Annotated in this window: 18 protein-coding genes, 3 pseudogenes and 1 riboswitch; of the genes and pseudogenes, 10 read left to right on the top strand and 11 right to left on the bottom strand. The window is 71.6% G+C overall.

The features are described 5' to 3' along the window. Positions 1-172: 172 nt before the first annotated feature. Positions 173-580: pseudogene (locus D9753_RS39100) on the top strand (lamin tail domain-containing protein); the annotation flags it as partial. A gap of 20 nt (positions 581-600) precedes the next feature. Here the strand turns inward: D9753_RS39100 and D9753_RS38265 are convergent. Then, positions 601-885, bottom strand: a complete 285-nt coding sequence (locus tag D9753_RS38265) for a hypothetical protein (RefSeq protein WP_240468538.1) — start codon at positions 883-885, stop codon at positions 601-603. Here D9753_RS38265 and D9753_RS30775 point away from each other — a divergent pair. Both D9753_RS30775 and D9753_RS30770 read left to right on the top strand, forming a co-directional pair. Next, positions 779-2,236, top strand: coding sequence for a lamin tail domain-containing protein (locus D9753_RS30775; protein ID WP_240468503.1), 1,458 nt, complete (start codon positions 779-781; stop codon positions 2,234-2,236). The two genes, D9753_RS38265 and D9753_RS30775, sit on opposite strands and share 107 nt — an antisense overlap. Before the next feature lie 438 nt (positions 2,237-2,674). After that, positions 2,675-3,394 (top strand): lysophospholipid acyltransferase family protein, encoded by a 720-nt coding sequence (locus D9753_RS30770; protein ID WP_121789966.1) that lies wholly within the window; start codon positions 2,675-2,677, stop codon positions 3,392-3,394. Between the two features lie 89 nt (positions 3,395-3,483). On the opposite strand, the gene D9753_RS30765 is transcribed toward D9753_RS30770, so the two are convergent. From D9753_RS30765 to D9753_RS30730, 8 genes are all read right to left on the bottom strand, one after another. Continuing rightward, positions 3,484-5,079 carry an alpha/beta hydrolase gene (locus D9753_RS30765; RefSeq protein ID WP_121789965.1) on the bottom strand — a complete coding sequence of 532 codons (1,596 nt, stop codon included), beginning with the start codon at positions 5,077-5,079 and terminating at the stop codon, positions 3,484-3,486. Positions 5,080-5,221: 142 nt separating this feature from the next. After that, on the bottom strand, positions 5,222-6,001 hold the full coding sequence (locus D9753_RS30760) for an urease accessory protein UreD (protein ID WP_240468327.1): 780 nt from the start codon (positions 5,999-6,001) through the stop codon (positions 5,222-5,224). Next, positions 5,989-6,666 (bottom strand): urease accessory protein UreG, encoded by a 678-nt coding sequence (gene ureG / locus D9753_RS30755; protein ID WP_121789964.1) that lies wholly within the window; start codon positions 6,664-6,666, stop codon positions 5,989-5,991. Before ureG ends, D9753_RS30760 begins: the two co-directional genes overlap by 13 nt. A gap of 98 nt (positions 6,667-6,764) precedes the next feature. Further along, entirely contained in the window at positions 6,765-7,439 is a 675-nt protein-coding gene (locus tag D9753_RS30750) for an urease accessory protein UreF (protein WP_121789963.1), read from the bottom strand. After that, the gene (locus D9753_RS30745; RefSeq protein WP_121789962.1) at positions 7,439-9,160 is read right to left on the bottom strand and encodes an urease subunit alpha; all 1,722 of its coding nucleotides are present in this window, start codon (positions 9,158-9,160) and stop codon (positions 7,439-7,441) included. Before D9753_RS30745 ends, D9753_RS30750 begins: the two co-directional genes overlap by 1 nt. Next, positions 9,153-9,464, bottom strand: a complete 312-nt coding sequence (locus D9753_RS30740; protein WP_121789961.1) for an urease subunit beta — start codon at positions 9,462-9,464, stop codon at positions 9,153-9,155. Before D9753_RS30740 ends, D9753_RS30745 begins: the two co-directional genes overlap by 8 nt. A gap of 11 nt (positions 9,465-9,475) precedes the next feature. Then, a complete protein-coding gene (locus D9753_RS30735) occupies positions 9,476-9,778 on the bottom strand; it encodes an urease subunit gamma (protein WP_121789960.1) in 303 nt (100 codons plus the stop codon). A 240-nt stretch (positions 9,779-10,018) separates the two neighbouring features. Then, positions 10,019-10,297 (bottom strand): type II toxin-antitoxin system Phd/YefM family antitoxin, encoded by a 279-nt coding sequence (locus tag D9753_RS30730; RefSeq protein ID WP_121789959.1) that lies wholly within the window; start codon positions 10,295-10,297, stop codon positions 10,019-10,021. Between the two features lie 182 nt (positions 10,298-10,479). Between D9753_RS30730 and D9753_RS30725 the strand changes: the two genes are divergently transcribed. The 3 genes from D9753_RS30725 (at position 10,480) to D9753_RS30715 (ending at position 12,478) form a co-directional block, all read left to right on the top strand. Then, on the top strand, positions 10,480-11,115 hold the full coding sequence (locus tag D9753_RS30725; RefSeq protein ID WP_121789958.1) for an ATP-dependent Clp protease proteolytic subunit: 636 nt from the start codon (positions 10,480-10,482) through the stop codon (positions 11,113-11,115). A gap of 8 nt (positions 11,116-11,123) precedes the next feature. Continuing rightward, the gene (locus D9753_RS30720) at positions 11,124-11,429 is read left to right on the top strand and encodes a hypothetical protein (RefSeq protein ID WP_121791372.1); all 306 of its coding nucleotides are present in this window, start codon (positions 11,124-11,126) and stop codon (positions 11,427-11,429) included. A 435-nt stretch (positions 11,430-11,864) separates the two neighbouring features. Further along, positions 11,865-12,001: riboswitch (cyclic di-AMP (ydaO/yuaA leader) on the top strand. Positions 12,002-12,004: 3 nt separating this feature from the next. Further along, on the top strand, positions 12,005-12,478 hold the full coding sequence (locus D9753_RS30715; protein WP_121789957.1) for a C40 family peptidase: 474 nt from the start codon (positions 12,005-12,007) through the stop codon (positions 12,476-12,478). 165 nt (positions 12,479-12,643) lie between these two features. On the opposite strand, the gene D9753_RS30710 is transcribed toward D9753_RS30715, so the two are convergent. Then, complete coding sequence (locus D9753_RS30710; RefSeq protein ID WP_121789956.1) at positions 12,644-13,102, bottom strand: ATP-binding protein; 459 nt, start codon at positions 13,100-13,102, stop codon at positions 12,644-12,646. A 214-nt stretch (positions 13,103-13,316) separates the two neighbouring features. On the opposite strand from D9753_RS30710, the gene D9753_RS30705 reads away from it, so the two are divergent. Together D9753_RS30705 and D9753_RS30700 are read left to right on the top strand one after the other, a co-directional pair. After that, a complete protein-coding gene (locus D9753_RS30705; RefSeq protein WP_121789955.1) occupies positions 13,317-14,177 on the top strand; it encodes a helix-turn-helix domain-containing protein in 861 nt (286 codons plus the stop codon). A gap of 9 nt (positions 14,178-14,186) precedes the next feature. After that, the gene (locus D9753_RS30700) at positions 14,187-14,408 is read left to right on the top strand and encodes a DUF397 domain-containing protein (RefSeq protein WP_121789954.1); all 222 of its coding nucleotides are present in this window, start codon (positions 14,187-14,189) and stop codon (positions 14,406-14,408) included. A gap of 57 nt (positions 14,409-14,465) precedes the next feature. Here the strand turns inward: D9753_RS30700 and D9753_RS30695 are convergent. Beyond that, positions 14,466-15,592, bottom strand: a pseudogene (locus D9753_RS30695) (8-amino-7-oxononanoate synthase). 147 nt (positions 15,593-15,739) lie between these two features. Between D9753_RS30695 and bioB the strand changes: the two are divergent. Together bioB and D9753_RS30685 are read left to right on the top strand one after the other, a co-directional pair. After that, positions 15,740-16,900, top strand: a complete 1,161-nt coding sequence (bioB, locus tag D9753_RS30690; RefSeq protein WP_121789953.1) for a biotin synthase BioB — start codon at positions 15,740-15,742, stop codon at positions 16,898-16,900. Beyond that, positions 16,893-18,157, top strand: a pseudogene (locus D9753_RS30685) (adenosylmethionine--8-amino-7-oxononanoate transaminase). The gene bioB and the pseudogene D9753_RS30685 overlap by 8 nt, the downstream one beginning before the upstream one ends. Position 18,158: the final 1 nt, after the last annotated feature.

Below are 18,158 nucleotides of genomic sequence, written 5' to 3'. Positions count from 1 at the left end.
CCGACTCCCTCAGGGTGATGATGCAGGCGCGCTGGGTTCGTGCGGCCTGGTAAGTCCCGTGATCAGGACCGCTCGCCGCAGCGCACCACTTCGAGTTCGGATTCGAATCCGTCACTTCACGCTACGCCCGGCGCCGAGAACATTCCCGGCGGCGGACCACGCGTCGGTGGCGATGCGCGCCTGGCGTTCCGGTGGCCAGCAGGTGGCGTTCAGCCGGAGTACACGGCGTTTCAAGATCGTGCCGCCAGAGTTCCGCCTCGTGCCTACCTCACACTCGCGTGCCGGCGTCGCCTCTGTACGCGCTGCGGCTTCGATGCTTGCAGGCCTGCTCATCACAGGGATGCTGGCCGCTCAGCCAGCGGCTGCCGCGGACCCCGCAGGCTACCTGAACGTTCGGGTCAATGAAGTCACCTCGTCGAACAGCGACACGGTGGAGCTGTACAACACCGGCTCGACCGCAGTGAGCATCAGCGGCTGGAAGATGTCCGATGACAGCTTCTCGCCGCAGTCGTTCAGCCCGTCCTCCAGCACGATCCCGGCCGGCGGCTTCGTCACCTTCAACTCGCCCAAGGGGCTTGGTGATTCGGACAAGCTCGTGATCTACACGGCCGGCGGCACGGTGGTCGACCGCGTCGAGTGGGCGACCGACAGGGCGACGCCGGGGATGGCGCGTTGTGGCGGCGACGGCACCGGGGCGTGGGTGACCGCGACCTCGGCGTCCACGTTCGGCGCCTCGAACGCCTCAGGCTGCCCGTCGCCGATCCCGGCGGCGAGCCGGGTGCGGATCAACGAGGTCACATCGAACGGCTCCGACACCGTGGAGCTGTACAACGGCGGAACGAGCGCGGTCAGCGTCGGGGCGTGGAGGTACGTCGACAGCGACACCTCTCACTCCCCGGTGTCGGTCTCGTCCTCCTCGCCGAGCGCGACCAGCATCCCCGCGGGTGGCTACGTCACGTTCAACTCCACCGTCGGGCTGGGCGACACCGACTCGGTCTTCCTCGTCGACAGCAGTGGCAACACCATCGACTCGGTGACCTGGGTGACCGACGGTGCCAAGCCGTCGGACGAGCGCTGCGCCAACGGCACCGGCTGGTTCCGGACCGCCACGACCGCGACGTTCGGCAACGCGAATTCCTGTTCGGGCAGCACCGGCGGTGGCGGCGGCACCCAGACCGGCCGGCTGCTGGGCGGCGGCGGCTCGATCACCAGCGGCTGTGCCCCCGAGGCGCCCTCCGGCACGGGTTCCACCCCGACGGACACCTTGGCGTGGCCGGGCGGGCTGGATGTCACGATCACGGACAACGCCTGCGCGTTCACCACATCCACCGGCGCGGAAGGCCGGGACCTGAGCGGCCTGGCGTTCGACCCGGCGAACCCGTCGGTGCTGTGGGCCGCCAAGAACAAGAACTGGCTGTACAAGCTGGTCAAGAGCAACGGCAAGTGGATCCCGGACGCGACCTGGAGCGCGACCGGCAAGCAGATCCACTTCGCGGGCGGCTCCGGCGAGCCGGATTCCGAGGGTCTGACGGTCGGCGGCAATGGCCACATCTACGTGACCTCCGAGCGCGACAACACCAAGAACACGGTGCCTAAGGACACGATCCTGGAGTTCGACCCGGCGGCGACCGGATCGACGCTGACGCCGGTTCACCAGTGGGACATGACCTCACAATTTCCACAGCTCAACACCGGCAGCAAGGACGACGCCAACCTCGGCTTCGAGGGCGTCGGGTACGTGCCGGATAGCTGGCTGACCGCGAACGGCTGGGTCGACCCGCTCACCGGCGCCGCCTACGACCCGGCGAGTTACCCGCTGCACGGGTCGGGCCTGTTCTTCGCCGGCCTGGAGTGGGACGGCTCGCTGCACGTCTACGGTCTGAACTCCGACGGCACGTTCACCACGTTCGGCACGATCATGACCGGCAAGGCCTCCGTGATGGACGTGACGTTCGACGCCGGCACCCAGCGCATCGCCGTGACCTGCGACAACACCTGCGGTGAGACACACACCTTCATGAAGGTCAACGCCTCCGGCGCGATTGTGCCGGACGTGACCTACACCAACCCGGCCGTCATGCCGACCGACAACCTGGAGGGCTTCGCGGTCGCGCCGGCCTCGACCTGCGTCAACGGCTTCCGCGAAGCGGTCTGGAGCGACGACGGTATCTACGGCTTCGGCTCCGGAAGCTCTTCCTACGGACACGCCCTCTACAGCGGCACCTTCCCCTGCTGAGCTAGCCGACCACGGGAGACGGCTCACCCACGGGGCCGCCTCCAGAGGTAGGCGACGGCCAGTACGCCGTCGACGTGGTGCCCGCCTTCATCCTGCATCGGCCTCGGTTTCGGCGCCGCCATGGCCGCCCTGACGAGCCAGGCGATGTCCAAGTCCTCGCCGAACGACTCCCCGGTTCGCGGCAGAGCAGGCGCCTTCGGACGCCACTGCGACGGCCGGCGGACCCGGACCTTCCGCGAGTGGTCCGGTCGGCCCGACCACTCCCCCTGTCCCACAGACACTGACCGGCCATCGGCCAACCCGGCAAAGGGTCAGCATGAGACCGCGCGAACATGGCTACAGATGACGACAGGTGCACATCAGTCTGTGTCCGTGATCCCTAGCTCGACCTGGGGAAACGCCGGTTCCGAGGGGAGTCGGCAGAGGGAGGAGCGAGCCGTGTTCTACTACCTGCTCAAGTACGTCCTGCTGGGGCCTTGGCTCAGACTGGCCTTCCGTCCCCGGATCGAGGGCCTGGAGCACGTGCCCGCGTCGGGGGCGGCGATCGTCGCGGGGAACCACCTGTCCTTCTCCGACCATTTCCTGATGCCGGCGATCCTGAAACGCCGCATCACGTTCCTCGCCAAGGCGGAGTACTTCACCGGGCCCGGCGTGAAGGGCCGGCTCACCGCGTTCTTCTTCCGCGGCGCCGGGCAGATCCCGGTGGACCGTTCCGGCAAGGAGGCGGGCCGGGCGGCGATCCGTGAGGGTCTCGGGGTGCTGGGCAGGGGTGAGTTGCTCGGTGTCTACCCGGAGGGCACCCGCTCGCACGACGGCCGGCTGTACAAGGGCAAGGTGGGTGTGGCCGTGATGGCGCTCAGGGCCGGGGTCCCGGTCGTGCCCTGCGCGATGATCGGCACGTTCGAGGCGCAGCCGCCCGGCAGGGTCGTCCCCCGGATCCGCCCGGTCACCATCCGCTTCGGCCGGCCCCTGGACTTCTCCCGCTACGCCGGCATGGAGGAGGAGAAGGCGGTGCTGCGGGCCGTCACCGACGAGATCATGTACGCGGTCATGGCGCTGTCCGGTCAGGAGTACGCCGACGAGTACGCGGCCGTCGTCAAGGAGCGGCAGGCGGCCGGGAGGCGCGGGCGGGAGCGCGGGTTCCGCGGGCGCCGCTGAGCCGGTTCCCCGGCGCCGCGGTTCCCGGCGCCGGACAGGACGGAGGGGCGGCCGGTGGTCCGGCCGCCCCTGTCATCGTGCCGGTGCGGTTACGGCTTGGGCGTGGCGTGCGGGGCGCAGGTCACGTCCGCGCCGTCCAGCGTGCCGTCGATGAGATAGGCGTCGACGCGCTGGTTGATGCACGGGTTGACCAGGCCGGTCACGCCGTGGGAGCCCGCGTCCTTCTCGGTGATCAGGCGGGAGCCCCGGAAGCGGTGGTGCAGTTCGACGGCGCCCTGGTACGGGGTGGCCGCGTCACGGGTCGACTGCACGATCAGGACCTTGGGCAGGCCCCGGTGGGTCCTGACCTCCAGCGGGTGGTGCTGCTTGGCCGGCCAGGTGGCGCACGGCAGGTTCATCCAGGCGTTCGCCCAGGTCATGAACGGGTAGTCCTTGTTGAGCCGGGTGTTGTCCCGGTTCCAGGTGTGCCAGTTGGTGGGCCACTTGGCGTCGGCGCACTCGACGGCCGTGTAGACGGCGTTGGAGTTCTCCGAGGCGATGTTGCCGGCGGTGTCCGACAGGTCCGGTGCGGCGGCGTCGACCAGCGCCTGGGTGTCACCGGCGACGTACTTGCCGAACACCGTGGCGACCGGCGCCCACGAGGAGTCGTAGTACGGCGCGCTCTGGAAGAAGGAGATCAGCTCGGCCGGTCCGACGAGCCCGCCGATGGGGCTCTTCTTCGCGGTGGCGCGCAGCCGGAGCCACTTGTCCTGGACGGCGGCGCGGGTGGTGCCGAGGTGGAAGGCGGCGTCGTTCGCGGCGACCCAGTCCTCCCAGTCCTTCCAGCGGCCCTCGAAGGCGATGTCCTGGTTCAGGTTGGCCTGGTACCAGATGTTCTCGCGGGAGGGGTCGACGACGCTGTCCACGACCATCCGGCGCAGGTGGCCCGGGAAGAGGGTGCCGTAGACGGCGCCGAGGTACGTGCCGTAGGAGACGCCGAGGTAGTTGATCTTCTTCTCGCCCAGCGCGGCGCGGATGACGTCGATGTCCCGGGCGGTGTTCGGCGTGGTCATGTGCGGCAGCATCGCGGCGCTGCGCTCGCCGCAGCCCTCCGCGTACTCGCGGGCCAGTTTGCGCTGCGCGGTCTTGTCGGCCTCGCTGTCCGGCACCGGGTCGGCCTTGGGCGCCTTGACGAACTCCTGCGGGTCGACACAGGAGATGGGCGTCGAGTGGCCGACGCCGCGCGGGTCGAAGCCGACGAAGTCGTAGGCCTTGGCGACGTTCGCCCAGACGGCGTTCTTGTTGGTGACCCGGGTCGGGAAGCGCAGGCCGGAGCCGCCGGGGCCGCCGGGGTTGTAGACGAGGGCGCCCTGGCGCTCCTGCGGGGTGCCGGTGTTGCCGATGCGGTCCACGGCGAGCTTGATCTGCTTGCCGTAGGGGTGGGCGTAGTCGAGCGGCACGCTGACCCAGCCGCACTGGATGGGCTTGGCCAGCCCCCAGCCGGTGGGGCAGTCCTGCCAGTCGATGCCGGCCCGGGCGGCGCGGGCGGCGGCTGTCGCGGCGCCCTTGGCCTCCCGGTCCGGGCCGGGCCGGCCGGCGGCACCGGCCGCGGGCGCGGACACCGCCCCGGCGATCAGGGTGGCGGTGACGAGTACTCCGGCGGAACCGAACGCCCACAGGCGGCTCTTCGGTCTGTTCTCCCTCAAGGGGGCCCCTCCTCCCCGTACCTCGCTGCGAGTGGTCAGGCGGGGGATCCTCTCGGTTGTGAGGCGGCTGAGAACAGACTTTGCCGCCCATCTTTACCAATCCGATAACCGGATGATCAAGTATCACTGAGCGGAGCCCTGTTCACCGGCCGAGCGGCTCCAGCCGCTCCAACTCCGCGTCCAGCAGCCGCCGCAGCCGCAACGCGTCGGGGGCGACCGCGCTGACGAGCGCGGCGGGCCCGGCGAGCGGCACCAGTGCGGCGCACTCCCCCAGCATCCGGGCGGCCGGCGGCTCGTCGGCGAACTCCGGGCGGACCAGCACGAGTTGACCGACCGCCCGGTGTCCGGCGAGCACGGCCGGCCCGTCCCAGCCGCCCGGCGCGCCGGGCCCGCAGGCCAGCTCCTGGTCCAGCACCGTGCGGCCTGCGATCCGTACGGTCAGCCGGCTGGTGAGCCGCCCGGGCTGTTCCCCGGCCCGCCCGAGCACCTGTTCCTCGCGCAGCACGAGCCGGGCGCCGGCGTGGAGTTCGGCCCGGGTGGTGACGTACAGGTCGCTGCCCTCGGCCGAGATCAACTGCTGGGGCAGCCAGTACAGTTCGCCGCCGTCGGACACGTCGAGCCGTACGTCGTAACGGGCTTCGTCCCCGGTCTGTCCGGGCAGCGCTATCGTGGCGGCGGCCGATCCGACGTGCAGCCGGGCGCCCTGCTCCACCCGCGCGGCCAGCGTGAAGCGGTCGCCGCCGAGCGGACCGCTCATCGCGCCGACGACCATGACCCGTGCCCCGGGTCCGGCCGCCCGGGTACGGCGCAGTGCCAGCGGGCCCTCGCCGTCCAGGACGGGCAGTGCGGTACCGCCGCGGCCGTCGGGGCGGGCGACGACACGGGCGCCCGCCCGGACGCCGGCGAGGGTCACGCCGTCCACGCGGTGTACCGCTCGCGGACCCACGCGGCCACGTCGGCGACGCCGGTCCCGCCGCGCAGCGACTGGAACACGACCGGCAGGCCCGCCCGTTGCGCCTCGGCGTCGGCGGCCATCCGGGCGAGGTCGGAGCCGACGTACGGGGCGAGGTCCGTCTTGTTGACGACGAGGAGGTCGGCGGTGGTGACGCCGGGGCCGCCCTTGCGCGGGATGTCGTCGCCGCCGGCGACGTCGATGACGAAGACCTGGGCGTCCACGAGCCCCTTGGAGAAGGTCGCGGTGAGGTTGTCACCGCCGGACTCGACGAGGATCAGGTCCAGCGGGCCGATGGCGTCCTCCAGGTCCTCCACGGCCTCGAGGTTGGCGGAGATGTCGTCGCGGATCGCGGTGTGCGGGCAGGCGCCCGTCTCCACGGCGCTGATCCGCTCGGGCGGCAGCACGGCCTCCCGGAGCAGGAACTCGGCGTCCTCGCGGGTGTAGATGTCGTTGGTGACTACGGCGAGGGACAGTTCGTCGCGCAGCGCCCGGCAGAGCGCTGCGACGGTGGCGGTCTTGCCGGATCCGACGGGGCCGCCGAGGCCGATGCGCAGGGCGCGGCGCCGTCCGTCGGGGCGGTGGGCGTCGGCGCTGAGCGCGGCCGGGCCGTCGTGGGTGCGGTCGAGGTGCATGTGCGGCTCCTGGGGGACGAGGGGGATGGTCCGCCCGGCCCGTCCGATGCCCGGGGACGGCGGCGGAGGGGGCGGCAGGGTGATGGGGACTGGGGACTTCAGGACGCGAACAGCCGTACCGGCCAGGCCGCGTGCCACTCGGCGCCGATCTCCAGCAGGGGTCCGGAGGCGGCCGGCAGGGCGTCGACGCCGTCGTCGGCCACCCGTCGGGCCGCCGTCACGGCCCGGTCCGCGACGCGGTCCAGCTCCGGCGCCAGCCGGGCCAGCACACCGGTCGCGTCGAACGGGTCGAGACCGAGCAGACGCACGGTGGCCGTCGCCGGCCCGCTCACGCTCTCGTACGCCGCGCAGTACGCCGCGTCGTCCGGGCCGAGTCCGGCCGCCCGTGCGGCGACACCGAGGACCACCGGCTGGTGCGCCCCCTTGGGGAACCTCCGGGCCAGTGCGTCGAGTTCGCCGCACGGCCAGCTCGCCCGCGTGGCCCGCAGCAACTGGCGCCCGAGCCGGCGGGCGGCGGTCCGCAGGGCGGGCGACGGCGTACGGGCGTCCGCCGCGGCGTCCAGCTCCCCCGGCTCCGCGCCGAGTACGGCGGCTGCCGCCAGCGCTCCCGCGACCAGTCCGGCGGTGTGCAGCCGGCCCCGGCAGAAGTCCGCCAGGCCCGCGGCGTCGGTGATGCGGCCCGCCCTGACGGCGGCCTCCGCCCCGCCGGAGTGCGCGTGTCCTCCGGCGGGGAAGCGGCCGTCGGCGAGGACGAGCAGTGCTGCCCTGGACATCAGAAGAGGAAATAACGCTGGGCCATGGGCAGTTCGACGGCCGGGGTGGCCTCGACCAGTTCCCCGTCGATGCGCACGGCGAAGCTGTCGGGGTCGATCCGGACGTCGGGCCGGGCGTCGTTCTCGCGCATGTCGGCCTTGGTGACCGCACGCGTGGAGTCGATCGCGACGAACCGCTTGCCGAGCCCCAGCCTTTCCGGCAGGCCGTCCTCGATCGCGAGGCCGGCCACGAAGTTGACGGAGTTGGCGGCGGGGGCCCTGCCGATCGCGCCGTACATCGGCCGGGGCAGGATCGGCTGCGGGGTGGGGATGGAGGCGTTGGCGTCGCCCATCTGCGCGTACGCGATCTGTCCGCCCTTGAGCACGAGGAGCGGCTTGACCCCGAAGAACGCGGGTTCCCACAGCACCAGGTCGGCGAGCTTGCCGCTCTCCACGGAGCCGATCAGGCTGCCGAGGCCCTGGGCGAGCGCCGGGTTGATCGTGTACTTGGCGACGTAGCGCCGGACGCGGTGGTTGTCGGCGTGCCCGTCGCCGGGCAGCGCGCCCCGCCGCCGCTTCATGACGTGGGCCGTCTGCCAGGTGCGCAGGATGACCTCGCCGACCCGCCCCATGGCCTGGGAGTCGGAGGAGATGACGGAGATCGCGCCCAGGTCGTGGAGGATGTCCTCCGCGCCGATGGTGGAGGGGCGGATCCGGGACTCGGCGAACGCCAGGTCCTCGGGGACGGCCGGATTGAGGTGGTGGCACACCATCAGCATGTCGAGGTGTTCCTCGGTCGTGTTGACGGTGAAGGGCCGGGTCGGATTGGTGGAGCTCGGCAGGACGTTGGGCTGGGAGACGACCGTCATGATGTCCGGCGCGTGACCGCCGCCGGCGCCCTCGGTGTGGTACGAGTGGATGCCCCGGCCCGCGATCGCGGCGAGGGTGTCGCCGACGAACCCGGCCTCGTTCAGGGTGTCCGTGTGGATGGCGACCTGGATCCCCGTGCGGTCGGCCACGGTGAGCGCGGCGTCGATGACGGCCGGGGTGGAACCCCAGTCCTCGTGCAGCTTCAGCCCGACGGCGCCGCCGCGGATCTGGGAGAGCATCGCCTCGTGGCTGACGGTGTTGCCCTTGCCGAGGAGGCCGACGTTGACCGGGTAGGCCTCCATCGCCTCCAGCATGCGGGCCAGGTGCCAGGGGCCGGGCGTCACGGTGGTCGCCTTGGAGCCCTCGGCGGGGCCGGTGCCGCCGCCGACCAGGGTGGTGATGCCGGAGGCCAGCGCCTCGTCGGCGACCTGGGGGCAGATGAAGTGGACGTGGGCGTCGATGGCACCGGCGGTGAGGATGCGCCCGTTGCCCGCGATGATCTCGGTCTCGGGGCCGATGACGAGGCCGGGGTGGACGCCGTCCATGGTGTCCGGGTTGCCGGCCTTGCCGAGGGCCGTGATCCGGCCGTCGCGGATGCCGACGTCGGCCTTGACGACGCCCCAGTGGTCGACGACGACGGCACCGGTGATCACGGTGTCGGGGGTGCCCTCGGCCCGGGTGGCGCGGGACTGGCCCATGGATTCGCGGATGACCTTGCCACCGCCGAAGACCGCCTCGTCCCCGGATCCGCCGGGCCCCCGGGAGCGGTCCTCCTCGATCTCGATCAGCAGGTCGGTGTCGGCGAGCCGGATCCGGTCGCCGGTGGTGGGGCCGAACAGGTCGGCGTAGGCGCCGCGGGAGATCTCAGGCATCGAGGGCACCTCCGGTCTCGCCGCGCAGGCCCGGCACGATCCGGGTGCCGGTGAGGGGGACGAGTTCGACCTCGACGGGGATGCCGGGCTCGAAGCGCACGGCGGTACCGGCGGCGACGTTCAGCCGCCTGCCGCGCGCGGCGGCACGGTCGAACTCCAGGCCGGGGTTGGCCTCGGCGAAGTGGTAGTGCGAGCCGACCTGGACCGGCCGGTCGGCGGCGTTGAGGACGGTCAGGCGGGTGACCTCGCGACCCTCGTTGACCACGACGGGGCCGTCCGCGAACAGGATCTCTCCGGGAATCATCGCCGCGCCCCTCAGAAGATCGGCTCGTGCACGGTGACGAGCTTGGTGCCGTCCGGGAAGGTGGCCTCCACCTGGACGTCGTGGATCATCTCCGCCACCCCGTCCATGACGTCGTCCCTGGTCAGCAGCTTGCGACCGGAGGACATCAGCTCGGCGACGGTACGGCCGTCCCGGGCGCCCTCCAGGATGTGCGACGTGATGAGGGCGACCGCTTCGGGGTGGTTGAGCCGGAGCCCGCGCGCCCTGCGCTTCTCGGCCACGTCGGCTGCCACATGGATCAGCAGCCTCTCTTGCTCGTGCGGGGTCAGTTGCACGTCCCACCTCACAGTCCTTGCTCCGGACCGTGCGGGGTCCGGTTGCCGCAGCCACCGCGACGGGGATAGGTGTAACACACAGACAAATCCCCGGATCGTTGTCGATCCCGGGCAGAAAAACCCCTGGTGGCGTGGAGCGGCAGGCTAGAACGCCGGAGTTTCAACGACGTTAACCAGGCCTTGATGGGCGCATGACCGCGCGATGGGCTCCGTCATACCGGCTCCTCCCGGCGGCGCGCCTCAGGACACGCCCGGCCCCCGGTGCTCGGCCGCTATCCCGAAGCGCTGCTGCTCGCGCCCGCCCGGCCCGCTCTCACGCACCCGCGACACCGAGCTGACGATCTGCTCCTCGTCCGGTTCGTCGAGGGCGTCGAGGCGCTCCAGGTCGGCGGCCGAGACCAGGGCGACCAGGGGCTTGCCGTGCCGCGTCACGACGACACGCTCACCGCCGTACACGACCCGGTTGATCAGGTCGGCGAGTTCAGCCCTGGCTTGCGTCACCGGAATCTCGTAGGCCATACCACCAGCTTACGGGGCAACCCCGCGGGGCCGGCCGTCCCGGCAGCCACGGTCCGCCGCTCCGGGCCCCGCCGCGACGGACGGCGCGTTTCGTCGGTGCACGCCTCTCGCCTTACGTACGTCCTGTACATTTTTTACGGAGAGCGGGCCGGAGCCGGTCCGCCGTGAGGAGGGGTGTGTCCATGTCCCGACCGTTCGCCCGCCATGTCCTGCCGGAGTTCACCGAGCGCACCACAAGCGGCGCCCGCACGCTCGACCCGTACGGCAAGCTCTTCGAGTCCCGGATCGTCCTTCTCGGCGCCCCGGTCGACGACGCCGCCGCGAGCGACGTGACGGCGCAGCTCATGTACCTCGAACACGCGGCCCCGGACCGGGACATCACGTTGTACGTCAACTCGCCCGGCGGCCCCTTCCACGCCATGACCACGATCTACGACACCATGCGTTACATCAGTTGCGACGTGGCGACGTACTGCCTGGGACAGGCCTCCTCCACCGCCGCGGTGCTGCTCGCGGCCGGCGCCCCGGGCAAGCGGTTCGCGCTGCCCGGCGCGCGCATGCTCATCGACCAGCTCCGACTGCCCGAACCGGTGCGCGGCCGGCCCAGCGATCTCCTCGTCGAGGCCGAGGAGCTGACCCGGGTCCGCGCACTGCTGGCGGAGATGCTCGTCCGGCACACGGGGCGCACGGCCGGACAGGTGCACGAGGATCTGGAGCGGGACCTGTACCTGGACGCCCCCGGCGCCCTCGCCTACGGCCTGGTGGACCACATCGTGCCCAGCCGCCGGGACGCGCCCGGCGCACAGGACGCGAGGTGAGCCCCCAGATGCCGCCGGACCTGCCACCGCTGCCCGCGCTGACCCGCGCCGAGGGCGAGTTGATCGACCGTTACCTGGAGGCCGCCGACCTGCTGGGCCGCGTCAATCCGGCCCGGCACGGGGACACGTACCACGGGCTGCGCGCGGCCCAGGCCCTGGTGCGCAAGGCGGCAGAGCTGCGGGACGCGCTCGAGGTGATGCACCAGCGGGGCGAGACGGAGCTGCACGGGGACACGCTGGCACGGGCCTTGCGCGTGCTGGACGGCGAGCGCCGCACCGCTCGCGTCGCGCTCCCACCCGACGCCGTGGGCTGAGCCGGACTCCCGTCGGGCCGGACGGGGTCCCCGTGTCGACGCCTTCCGGTCGGACCGGACGCGAAACGGCCCGAACGAGGTACGCCCGTCCGGTGGACATCCGGAATGATTTTCCGGCTTCCCGACTTGCTCGGCATGCGGGTTCAATGTGCGCCGGAAAGCGTTTAGCTCCAGGTCCGGTGCTACGAACGGCTCCTGACGGCAACTCGAACACAACAATGTCCACCCGAACGGGTGAGTGGTGAGTAACACCACAAATCCCCGATTCCGTTGGGATTTTCCGACAGTTGTAGGTCAAGATCCCTGTCTGACGACAAGCCCCCGCCACCGCGGCGGGGCGATCCGGGCGGACGCCGAGTCCTGCCGCCGCCCGGATGACCGGTCGACAGGAGTGGATCGGCAGGAGTGGAGGACCCAGGCAAGACGGGTCGCCGGAGCACATGTTCGTCTGTTCGACGCAGACGGGCGGGGTTCCGAGCAGCCCTTGGGGTGAAGCCGCGGCAACGCGGCCGGGCAACTTCGCCAGCCCGAATCCGACAGGTCATCCTTCACAGGCGGCTGACGAAGGGTTGCGCATGACTGCGCTCAATCGTGTCCCGTCACTGATGGCCCGGGCCGGCACGGCCTCGGCCCTCACCCTCGCCGCCGTGGGCGGCTCGATCGCGGTGCCCGGCCTCGCCACTGACGCGTCCGCCGCGACGATGGCGACGAAGGCACTCAAGGTCGCGGCCTCCAAGAAGGGTGCACCGTACAAGTGGGGCGCCACAGGTCCGCGCAGGTTCGACTGCTCGGGGCTGACCCTCTACTCCTTCAAAAAGGTGGGCAAGAAGCTGCCGCGCACCGCCGCGCAGCAGTACAACAAGACCCACCACATCTCCGCCCGCAGCCGCAAGGCGGGCGATCTGGTGTTCTTCCACTCGGGTTCCAACGTGTACCACGTCGGCATCTACGCGGGCCACGGCAAGATCTGGCACGCCCCGAAGACCGGTGACGTGGTGAGGCTCCAGAAGATCTGGACCAGGAGCGTCTGGTACGGCCGGGTCAGTTGACCCGGCCACGGAGCGGGAGCGCGGCGCCGGCCCCGGTGAAGGGCCGGCTCCGGGCGCCGGGCCCGCTCCACGCGGCGTAGCAGCGCCGTGACATCGCCCCGGTGCCCGCCCGCGGCGTACGGGCGGCCCGGGGCCGGCACGGCCCCTGCCGGCCCGGCCCCACGCTCAGGGCTCCTGAGGTGCGCCTGCCGGTAACGGGGCGGCCGGGAGCGTCCACGGGAGTTCGACGCAGACCGTCTTGCCGCCCTCACGGGTCGGGCGGACACGGAGTCTGCCGCCGTGCGCCGCGGTGAGCCAGCGGACGATGACCATTCCCCGGCCGTTGTCCTGCTGCACGGCGGCGGGCAGCCTCTTCGGGAAACGGGGATGACTGTCCGTGACGCCGATGCGCAGGTGCTCGTCACGGTCCAGTGCGATGTCGACCGTGAAGGTGGGCGACTGGCCGAAGGTGTGCTGGACGGCGTTGGTGGCCAGCTCCGAGACGATGAGCCGCACGGTGTCGGCCGTTTCGGTGTCCGCCGGCAGGCCCCACTCCGCGAGGGTGCCCACGACGTAGGAGCGAGCGGCACGGACCGAGGCGGGATCGCTCGGCAGAGTGACGGAAGCTTCCAGATGGTCTGCCATGGCGACGTCGTCCCTTTCCCGCGGGACCGCGGTCCGACTTACAGCGAATGCTTCGAGTACGGTCCCGGAACTGGTGCTTGTTCGCCAGACTGCCACCAACGGGTCGGTCAGGGGGAGCGATCCGCCGGGATATGCATATATCTGTCGCTCGAAGCGGTGAACTCTGCGCTGTGAAACCGTGTGCGGGCGGCCCGGAAGGAGTAAGGAGGAGCCCATGCAGAACGGTCCGGCGGTGCGCCGTCGCAAACTGGGTGCCGAACTGCGCAGGCTGCGTACCGGCGCCGGATTGACGAGCGGGGAGGCGGCCCGGCTCGTCGGCTGGCACCAGTCGAAGGTGAGCCGGATCGAGACCGGTGCCAGCGGTGTGAAACCGGCCGATCTGCGGTCGCTGCTGGACGCCTACGGCGTCATCGACGGGCACCTGCGCGAGTTACTGCTGATGCTGGCGGGGGCGCGGGACGCGGGCGGGCGGCACCGCTGGTGGCACGCCTACCGCGGGGAACTGCCGCCCACGTACCGCGATTTCATCAGCCTGGAGTCGCAGGCGTGCGCCATGCGCACCCTGGAGACCACGGTCGTACCCGGTCTGCTCCAGACCGCCGAGTACGCCCGCGCGGTGACCCGGGCGGCCGTGAAGGACCTGGACGAGGACCGCCTGGACACGTTGGTGGAGGTGCGTCTGGCCAGACAGGACGTGCTGCGTGCGGATCCGCCGCTGGCGCTGAGCGCCGTGCTGGACGAGGCGGTGCTGCGCCGCGAGGTCGGCGGTCCCGGGGTGATGTCCCGTCAGCTTCAGCGGCTGATGGAGGCCGCCTCGCTGCCCCAGGTCCGGCTCCAGATCCTGCCCTTCACGGCCGGAGCACATATCGGCCTCACTGGCCCTTTCGTTATCTTCTCATTTCCAAGCACTTCCGATCTGGATGTAGTCGTTCTCGACCAGTTGATGAGTAGCCTCTACCTGGAACGGAAAGAAGACCTGGGGGCCTACGCCGAGGCCTTCAAGACGCTCCAGTTCCACGCCCTTTCCCCCGAGGACTCGTTGGACTACATCGCCGCAATAGGTGACGGCGCGTAAGGAGGCACCATGCCCGCTCCGCCTCGGAACATCCTCGCCAGTACCGATCTGCACGACGTGCGCTGGCTGCGCAGCAGCTACAGCACGGGAGCCAACAACTGCGTGGAGACGGCCCGGCCGCGCTCCGGCCCCGAAACCGGGCTGCTCGCCGTGCGCGACTCGAAGAATCCGGCCGGACCGGCGCTGCTCTTCTCCGCCGGTAGCTGGGCGGGATTCCTCACCGCGCTCTGATCAGAATCGGTCAATTTCCCATCGTCATCCGGCGACACACGGCCGTGTCACGCCGACTCATGGTCGCGTCTCGCCGATGACCCGTACAGCGTGTGCGATCTCGGCCCCGGACAGGTCCGCGCGGGCGGTCAGCCTCAGCCGTGAGATGCCGTCGGGCACGGAGGGGGGACGGAAGCAGCCCACGGACAGGCCCGCCGTACGGCAGTCGGCCGCCCAGCGCACCGCCTGCTCCGGGGACGGAGCCCGCACGGAGACCACCGCGGCGTCCGGACGTACCGCCTCCAGACCCGCCGGCGGTCAGCCGTGCGCGCAGTTCCGCGGCCACCTCGCGGGCCCGCGCCGCCCGTCCCGGCTCGCGCTCCAGCAGCCGCAGCGCGGCCAGCGCGGCACCGGCCGCCGCCGGCGCCAGACCCGTGTCGAAGATGAACGTGCGGGCCGCGTTGACCAGATGGTCGATCACCCGGGCCGGACCCAGCACCACCGCCCTGACTGCCCAGCGACTTGGACAGGGTCGCCGTGACGACCACGTCGCCGGCGCCCGCGAGCCCGGCCGCGTACGGCGCGCCCCGGCCGCCGTCGCCCAGCACGCCGAGCCCGTGGGCGTCGTCCACGACCAGCCCGGCGCCGTACTCCCGGCACGCGGCGGCCAGCGCGGCCAGCGGTGCCCGGTCCCCGTCGACCGAGAACACCGTGTCGGAGACGACGATCGCCGCTCCCCCGTGCGTGCCGAGCGCCTTGCGCACGGCCTCCGGGTCGGCGTGCCCGACGACCTGCGTGCCGCCTCGCGCGAGCCGGCAGCCGTCGATGAGCGAGGCGTGGTTGCCCGCGTCGGAGACGATCAGCGAGCCGTGCGGGCCGAGGGCGGTGACCGCGGCCAGGTTCGCCGCGTAGCCGGAGGAGAAGACCAGGGCCGCCTCGAACCCGCAGAACGCGGCCAACGCGCGCTCCAGCTCGGTGTGCAGCTCGGTGGTGCCGGTCACCAGCCGGGACCCGGTGGCGCCCCCGCCCCACGTCCGCGCCGCCTGTGCCGCCCCCTCGGTGACCTCCGGATGGTGGGCCAGGCCCAGATAGTCGTTGCTCGCCAGGTCCAGCAGCGGGGAGTCGGCGGGGCGCGGGCGCAGGGTGCGGACGAGTCCGGCGCGGCGGCGCGTCTCGGCCTGCTCGTCGATCCAGCCGAACGCCATGGGTCCTCCGGTGCTTTTGTAGGTAGCGGACAGACCTTAGCGGCACGACCAGCCACCCAGTGTGTGGCAATACCCACACCGTGAACCGTCTCCGTTGTGCAAACTCTCCTTGGCCCCGGGCGGTCCCGTAGGACAGGATCGGGCCTCATGGACCTGCTGAACACGCTGGTGGACAAGGGGCTTCGGCGCGAGCTGCCGACCCGCGAGGAAGCACTCGCCGTTCTGGCCACCTCCGACGACGACCTGCTCGATGTGGTGGCCGCGGCCGGCAAGGTGCGCCGGCACTGGTTCGGGCGACGGGTGAAACTCAACTATCTGGTGAACCTCAAGTCGGGCCTGTGCCCGGAGGACTGCTCCTACTGCTCCCAGCGGCTCGGCTCCGAGGCCGGCATCCTGAAGTACACCTGGCTCAAGCCGGACGAGGCCTCCCAGGCCGCCGCCGCGGGTCTCGCGGGCGGCGCCAAGCGGGTCTGCCTGGTGGCCAGCGGGCGGGGTCCGACGGACCGGGACGTGGACCGGGTCTCGGACACCATCAAGGCCATCAAGGAGCGACACGAGGGCGTCGAGGTGTGCGCCTGCCTCGGCCTGCTCTCCGACGGCCAGGCCGAGCGGCTGCGCGAGGCCGGCGCGGACGCCTACAACCACAACCTCAACACCTCGGAGTCGACCTACGAGGACATCACCACCACCCACACGTACGCCGATCGGGTGGACACGGTGCAGAAGGCGCACGCCGCCGGACTGTCCGCCTGTTCGGGTCTCATCGCCGGCATGGGCGAGAGGGACGAGGACCTCGTCGACGTCGTCTTCTCGCTGCGCGCACTGGACCCCGACTCCGTTCCGGTGAACTTCCTCATCCCGTTCGAGGGAACCCCGCTGGCCAAGGAGTGGAACCTCACCCCGCAGCGCTGCTTGCGCATCCTCGCGATGGTCCGGTTCGTCTGCCCGGACGTGGAGGTCCGCATCGCGGGGGGCCGCGAGGTGCACCTGCGCACGATGCAGCCGCTCGCGCTGCACCTGGCCAACTCCATCTTCCTCGGCGACTACCTGACCAGCGAGGGCCAGGCCGGCAAGGCCGACCTGGAGATGCTCGCGGACGCCGGGTTCGAGGTGGAGAGCGCCGGCGAGGTGACGCTGCCGGAGCACCGGACGGACGCCGGGAGCTGCCACGAGGACGGCGGCGGCTGCCACGACGGCGGCGGGTGCGGGTCGGCCGCGTCCACCGCTCCGGCGGCGCGGGAGCCGCGGACCGACCTCGTCGCCGTCCGCCGCCGGGGCGCCGGGACGGATCTCGCGCCCAATGCCTGACCTCGGCGTGGCGGAACTGCTGGAGCTGGACCGGCGGCATGTGTGGCATCCGTACGGACCGATGCCCGGACGTGCCGAGCCGCTCGTGGTGGAGGCCGCGAGCGGGGTCCGGCTGCGGCTGGCCGACGGCTCCGGGGAGCTGGTCGACGGCATGTCGTCGTGGTGGTCGGCCATCCACGGCTACAACCACCCGGTGCTGAACGAGGCCGTGCGCGAGCAGCTCGGGCGGATGAGCCACGTCATGTTCGGCGGGCTCACCCACGAGCCCGCCGTCCGGCTCGCGAAGCTCTTTCGACATCGCTGTCGCCGAGAGCTGTGGGTTCCTCCGTGCCGTCGGTGGAGGTCGCGGTGAAGATGTGCCTCCAGTACTGGCGTTCGCTCGGCCGGCCCGGCAAACAGCGCCTGATGACCTGGCGGGGCGGCTACCACGGGGACACCTGGCAGCCGATGTCGGTGTGCGACCCCGAGGGCGGGATGCACGAGCTGTGGACCGGCGTGCTCCCGCGCCAGGTGTTCGCCGACGCGCCGCCCGCGGAGTACGACGAGTCCTACGCGGAGCGGCTGCGCGAGCTGGTCGCCCGGCACGCGGACGAGCTGGCCGCGGTGATCGTGGAGCCGGTGGTGCAGGGCGCCGGCGGCATGCGCTTCCACTCCCCCGCCTATCTGCGGGTGCTGCGCGAGGCGTGCGACGCGCACGACGTGCTGCTGGTGTTCGACGAGATCGCCACCGGGTTCGGGCGCACCGGCGCGCTGTTCGCTGCCGGTCACGCGGCCGTCAGCCCGGACGTGATGTGCGTCGGCAAGGCACTGACCGGCGGCTATCTGACGATGGCGGCCACCCTGTGCACCGCGCGGGTCGCCGACGGCATCTCGCGCGGCGAGGTGCCGGTGCTCGCTCACGGCCCGACGTTCATGGGCAACCCGCTGGCGGCGGCCGTCGCCTGTGCCTCGCTCGAACTGCTGCTGCGGCAGGACTGGCAGGCGGAGGTCCGGCGGATCGAGGCGGGCCTGCGGGTGGGCCTGGCGCCGGCGCGCGAGCTGCCCGGGGTGCGGGACGTCCGCGTCCTCGGGGCCATCGGCGTCGTCCAGCTCGACCACGCGGTCGACATGGAGGCCGCCACCGACGCCGCCGTGCGGGAGGGCGTGTGGCTGCGCCCGTTCCGCGACCTGGTCTACACGATGCCGCCGTACGTCACCTCGGACGAGGACGTGGCACGGATCGCGCGCGCGGTGTGCGCCGCGGCGCGGGAGGGTTGAG

It is taken from the genome of Streptomyces dangxiongensis (assembly GCF_003675325.1).
Classification (GTDB): Bacteria; Actinomycetota; Actinomycetes; order Streptomycetales; family Streptomycetaceae; genus Streptomyces; species Streptomyces dangxiongensis.
Note: the sequence above shows the minus strand (reverse complement) of the source record. Positions and strands in the feature narration are given on the sequence as shown.